We start from the raw sequence: 6,301 nt of genomic DNA, 5'->3' as shown, positions 1-6,301 counted from the left end.
AGGACAGTTTCTTTATCCTGTTTTAAAGCATTATTTGTGTAATAACCAAATAATTCAAATTGGCTCCGATCTAAGTTTTCTACCCAACCCTTCATGGGGATTTTCCAAACGGAATGCCTGTAAAAATATCCGGAAACAAGACCAATGCGAATTTTTTCGTTTGGCTGTAAATCTGGCAGAAGAATGTCTTGGCTCCATTGGGGATAGGAATTTGACATCAGGTGAACGAGCATTTCCCCATAGATTTGCTGCAAATCACGGTCATTTAAGCCTTGATAAGCTAGATAGAATGGTTGCGATGCACCTACCTCATCCGCTGCCTTTTTTAGCTCTTGAAGATTAGCTTGTTTATAATATTGAGATAAATCTTGCAGGTGACGTTGATAATTATTTCGTCTGAGCTCTATTTCCGCAAAACTTGTATGAATAATTGGTAGTTGATTCATACAAATAAAAAATTTGGCTATATCCAAATCTGGTTGAATTTTTAAGGCTTTTTGATAAACCTCTACGGAAGCTTTTCGCTTACCTTGTTGTTTAAATACATTACCCAAGTTACAATAGGCTCGAATAAAATTGGGTTTGATATTTAAGGCTTTTTGGTAAGCTTCCACAGCAGCTTCTAACTTGCCCTGTTTTTTGAGTAAACTGCCTAAATTGCAATAAGCATCAGCATATTCAGGCTTTAACCTTACAGCTTGTTGGTAAGCTTCCACGGCAGCTTCTAACTTGCCCCGTTTTTCGAGCGCATCTGCCAAACAAGCATAAACTTCAGGATAGTCAGATTTTAGTGTTAATATTTGTTGATAGTAACTTATGGCTGCTTCTAGTTGACCCGAATTATGCTTTTGTAATGCGGTTTTTATTAAGGATTGGATATTACTAGATTTGAAATTATTTTTGGTATTCATATGACTACACCTGTTGCCTAAGCAGAATAATCATGGTCAAAACCTGAATCGTTTCTTAGTTGTAAATTTGTTGAGACTTTCCAAGTTTTACTCTATTCACACTTCCTATATAATGACCAAATAATTCATAATTGTGTGATTTTAAAGTATTCACTAAATTGAAAACTAAGCTTTGTTCAATAATCAGTGGGAGGTTGACTACCACTGATTACAATTGCCAATTGCTGTGAAATTTTTGCTATACAACGATGAAGTCAGAGCCACTGAGATTCGTCACATCTTCCACCTGAGCAACAATTTCGGCACCACCGTTGGCATTAGTAGCTAAAATGAATGTATCATTAGAACCAAGTGTGCTAAGACCAAGAAAACTTGACCCATTTACTACGATTTGATCCACCCCTTTCTCGAAATCTTGAATAATTGCGCGATCGCCAAAGCCAAGACTACCAAGAGCGCCAGGATCGTTACCAATATAGAAGGCACCATTCGCATCACCCACTACGAAAATATCTGCATCGCCACCGCCGAGTAATTCGTCTATTTCACCTACTGCACTTCCTCCACCATCGAGAATATCATTACCAGCACCACCATCTAGAGAATCATTTCCGAGTCCACCAATTAGGGTATCATTGCCTGCACCACCATCTAAGGTGTCATTACCTGCAAGTCCACTGAGTTCGTCATTACCCTCACCTCCGTTTATGAGGTCATTAACTTCATCAGTCCCCTGGAGAACGTCATCTCCACTATTGTCAGCTGCTGGGGCAACGAATGTACCAGCAGCTACAGTGCCTGTAAATCCTTGCAACTCACCAATTATTTCATAACCGTTATCAACTGGAATTAAAATAAATGTGCTGGTAGTTCCTAGGGTATCGGTAACGACAAGATCGGGATTATTAACCTGAATTTTATCAACGCCATTCTCGAAGAGTTGGATAACAGCACGATCGCTCTGACCAAATATATTAGCCCCACTTAGATCACCTTCAGTGGGAACAATTACATCACCAGCACCGGCACTATATAAGAAAACTTCTTCATTACCAAGGACAAAAATATCTGCATCACCATCCAAGAATGCTCCTGTACCATCGATTGTTGCACCACTACCACGTAAAAAATCGATTTCGCCAGATGCAGTACCTCCACCATTAAGGGTGTCACGCCCTAGACCCCCATTAATTGTATCATTACCTCTACCTCCTAAAATTTCATCATGACCGTTGCTGTCCCGGTTTCTAAGATCGGTACTTCTGCTGTCGCCACCATCAATGAAATCATTGCCATCACCTCCTAAGATGGTATCAGAACCACCGCCACCGTAGACAGTATCATTGTCAGTACCGGCATTGATATCATCATCGCCGTCAGGTTCTTCAGTGTCACCCAGATCCCCAAAAATCAGATCTTCACCGCCACTACCAACAATAGTATCATTGCCGCCCTCTCCCACGAGAGTATCATTATCTGCACCCCCTAAAATCTCATCGTTTCCTGTACCGCCGAAGAGTAAGTCATTGCCTGTACCTCCGACAATCTCATCATTATCCGCTCCACCATCTACTATGTCATCACCAGCATTACCAAGAATAAGGTCATTGCCTGCACCGCCTATGAGGGTGTCACCACCAATGTACTCGATAGTTGGAATACTAGCAGAAAAAATGAGATCAAGAGTCTCTGGGTCTCTAAACTCAATGTCTCTAGTTGTACGAATACGAGTATTGCTTCCTCCGAGGAGAGTATCATCTCCATCACCACCATTCAGAAAATCTTCGCCATTTCCGCCATCTAGAAGGTCATCGCCATCGCCTCCTAGGATCACGTCATCTCCATTATTACCAAACAGCTGATCATCGCCATCTTCTCCTACAACAGTGTCATCGCCATCGTCTCCTCGAATATAGTCATTACCAGCTAATCCTACTAACAGATCATCTCCATCACGACCAAGAATAGTATCAGCGGAAGTTGTACCTTCAAGGGTGTCACCATCAAGACCTAATCTCCTTAAGTCCCTTAATCTTCTTGCTCTCAAAAAAGCCATACACTTTATCTCCTAAAAATTACAAATATTACAAAATAGTTAATAATTTATGAAATTTCTTATTAACTTTTATCTCAGCTAATTCGACTAATAGAGTTATTCATTCATACGAGAATTATTTTAGGGCTTTAACCCTAACTATAAAATCCGATATTTTTGCGTTAAATAACTAGGTCAAGTTAAATATAAAACAAAACCTCAACTCCTGAGAATATCCCTCTCCTACCCTGAGGTAAGCTCTTCTGTGCAAAGGATGGCGGCTGGAGGTGAGGTTTAATCTGACATTTCATTACGCCTAACTACTTAATAGTGTTGGGAAAAATTTTTCTCCTTTTATTTATTCTTTCTACGAAAATTTTTTAATAAATTTTCCATTTTATAAGGAAGTAGTGATGATCATTTTTTATAGAAATTTGAAGATTTTACTTTTTTTAAGAGGTCGGTAATATCGTAGCGACTAACAATTTTTATTTAGGTTGATATACCCTGCAAATAAGATGATATAACTGAGCAATTAAAGCCTGCTTAATCTTTATAATCAAGCAGGCTTTATAAGCTTGACCAAGATTCAATAATTGCTGCCCTAAGCATGAGAGAGACAGCAATTATTTTTTACCTTGTATTAGTCAACAGCAGCGATAGCTAGACCACTAGCTTCAGCTAGATCATCGGTAACAACTACGTTAAGAGTAAGTTCAGCGAAACCGTTATCACCAATAGCGGTAGCATCACCTTCAGCAGAAGCAAAGTTACCATCAATGGTTACAGTGGAGTCTAAGGTTGCATCAATATCTTTGTCAACATCAATGTTAACATCAAAGTCAAAATCTTTATCGAAATCAACGTCGATATCTACATATTTGTCAACATAAGCATAGTCATAAGAACCACCAACAACTTCTTCGTTGGTAACTTCTAAGTAGTTTAAGTCATTAATAATCATTGGTTTTTCTCCTGAGAGTTAACTAATTATTTTTGGGATTTCGTTTGTGAGCGACTTGTTCTTGCTCACATTTATAATATAGAGTAATCTGTTTTTAAAGTCAATAGGTTTTGTCTTTTTTTTTGCAGTAAATAATGAAAAAATATAGATATAAAAGAAGCAATTATCTATAGGATTAATTCCAATAAAAGGACAGCAAAAATGATGGTAAAAAGAAATATTACCATCAGCTTAATTAATTATTTATATACTTGCAAATTTACTTGCTATTCATATATAACAGTACTTGTAGCCTATTATTTTAATTTAAAAGCTCTTATTTATACATAGATATTAATCATCTAATTATACTTTTAATAAATAAATAAATAAAAGCTAGTACTTTGCATGTTTTGTTAAAAATAAACAAAGATTGTATTTGCTTCTCTGAGAGCATAATATTTTTTTAAATTCACTAAACTTGATTGCTAATTTCATCTTTTAATTCAATATCTTTGGTATCTATTTGAATGGCTATATCTACAAACTTCACCTCTTTTTTTAACCAATCCTCAAATAATTGGGAAATAATTTTTTCTTTTAATTCATCATCTAATTCTGGTTGAATTATTTCTTCTACCCAAATTAAATACACACCTTTGGGTGTAGTAATTGGCTTGAGAATACTAAGTGGAGAACTAGCAAATACAGCAGCAGCAATCTCTGGACGAAAATCTTTACGATATCGAGCTCCTTGATATCCATAAGTACGGCGGAGTTCTGTATCTTGAATGTATAAACGAGCTACTTCTGGAAAAGTGGTTTCACCTTCTTCTAGAGCATAAAAAAGCTCATAGGCTAAGTCTCTATGCTCGAATATGACTTCATAAGTGACAGCAGCATCATAATCTATTCTGTTATCATAAAAGAATTTTTCGACTTGAGCTGAAAATAAATGATGAGCTAATTTTTGAGAAATTAAGTTGTTGTAGACTAATTCTTCAAAATCCTTGACAGATAAATAGTTTTTATCTAACCAATCCCATGTATCTTTTGCTGTAGTCAGTTTTTTCTCTAGTCTTAGTTTGTCTCCTTCTTCCTGTAGTTCTGCTTCTTTCACATCAATACCAGCTTTTCGAGCCTCTTCAGTAATGACCTGCTGAGATACGAATACTTCTACAACATCCAGTATCTGACAGGATAGTTTGAGTCTATGAATAATATCTGAAGTGGAAATGATCAGATGTTCGGACATAATGCCAATCTCTGAGAATTTTGAGTTATAAATTTTCTAGGCTTACTGTGGTGATGTAAGCCTTACTTCCCAAATTATGGACAGTTTTTGAAAATTTGTATTAGTGATTTGTTCTTTAATTAAAACCCAATTTAAAAAATAGATCTAGGTCACTTTGGTAGTAACAATGGTTCTAAATTAAAGGTTGGGAATATGACAAGTAAACAAGTATTATAGATGGATCATCATAAGAACTGGATTGTAAGTTCTATTAACTTATTTTTCTGGTTCGATGTGGATAAACGACACAACACCGTGTGCGACTTTTCCAAAACTCTTATGTCACAACCATTCCAGAGATGGGCAATTTAGAGCAAGACAAAACATTCCACCAGAGATTAATTACTACGGCTAGGTTTTAGAATTTTGTGAAATATTAAGTTGCACATCTCGTTAAACAAATAATTGGTATTTGGGAAAAATAGACATGAATTCTGAGAAAATTCGGGTACATGAGGTATTTCAGCGTTCCAAACATAGTAATGCCATAGAGCTTGATAATTCCTTATCAATTCTTTCTGCTAGCTTATAAGCCATTGATGGTGGATTCCGATAATTACTAGCAGTTTTTCTAAATCCCCAGCGTCTTGCTTCAGCTTCTGAAACTCCAAACTCTAAAGCTAGTTTGTGATAAGACCAGCTATATTTTCTCATTAACTCAATGGGATGCATAACTTTGTTCCTGCTGATTTAATTTAATAAAAACCGGAAGTATTGGCAAAAAAATTTAGTTATTGTTATTTTGTGAAGATTCAGGTACTTGACATTTTGCATTCAGAACCATTCTTTTGATTTTGGCTTGTTGTGCTGATTTCACATACTATACAAGAGATAAATAGTAGCGATATAATTAATTTAGATTTCTCAACACACCAAGAGACTATAAATACTGTATATTTACATTTCTAAACCATTTTTTTGTAATTTCTTAAACGGATCTAAAACAAAGTCAATAATTCGACGTTGGCGAATAATAACTTCAGCACTGGCTGTTTGACCAGGAGTTAAATAAACACGTTTTTCCCCATTATCGACATACTGTTGATCTAAAGTAATTTCTAATTCAAAGCTTTCAATATTTCCTTGGGGTGTTTGCTGCACTTTTGAGTCAGGACTGT

General features: G+C 36.2%; 5 protein-coding genes and 1 pseudogene. All 6 read right to left on the bottom strand.

The window, feature by feature from the left end:
• Positions 1-911: tetratricopeptide repeat protein (locus CALSC_RS25525; RefSeq protein WP_143288403.1), on the bottom strand; the 911-nt coding region annotated here is incomplete at its 3' end.
• A 238-nt stretch (positions 912-1,149) separates the two neighbouring features.
• Positions 1,150-2,967, bottom strand: coding sequence for a calcium-binding protein (locus CALSC_RS28095; protein WP_088243973.1), 1,818 nt, complete (start codon positions 2,965-2,967; stop codon positions 1,150-1,152).
• Between the two features lie 622 nt (positions 2,968-3,589).
• The gene (locus tag CALSC_RS25515; protein ID WP_088243972.1) at positions 3,590-3,910 is read right to left on the bottom strand and encodes a hypothetical protein; all 321 of its coding nucleotides are present in this window, start codon (positions 3,908-3,910) and stop codon (positions 3,590-3,592) included.
• A gap of 454 nt (positions 3,911-4,364) precedes the next feature.
• Positions 4,365-5,144, bottom strand: coding sequence for a peptidylprolyl isomerase (locus tag CALSC_RS25510; RefSeq protein WP_088243971.1), 780 nt, complete (start codon positions 5,142-5,144; stop codon positions 4,365-4,367).
• A gap of 501 nt (positions 5,145-5,645) precedes the next feature.
• Positions 5,646-5,855 (bottom strand): hypothetical protein, encoded by a 210-nt coding sequence (locus CALSC_RS25505; protein ID WP_088243970.1) that lies wholly within the window; start codon positions 5,853-5,855, stop codon positions 5,646-5,648.
• 225 nt (positions 5,856-6,080) lie between these two features.
• A pseudogene (locus CALSC_RS25500) lies at positions 6,081-6,301 on the bottom strand (HlyD family secretion protein); the annotation flags it as partial.

The organism is Calothrix rhizosoleniae SC01 (assembly GCF_900185595.1).
GTDB lineage: Bacteria > Cyanobacteriota > Cyanobacteriia > Cyanobacteriales > Nostocaceae > Calothrix_A > Calothrix_A rhizosoleniae.
This window is presented reverse-complemented; position numbering and strand designations above follow the sequence as displayed.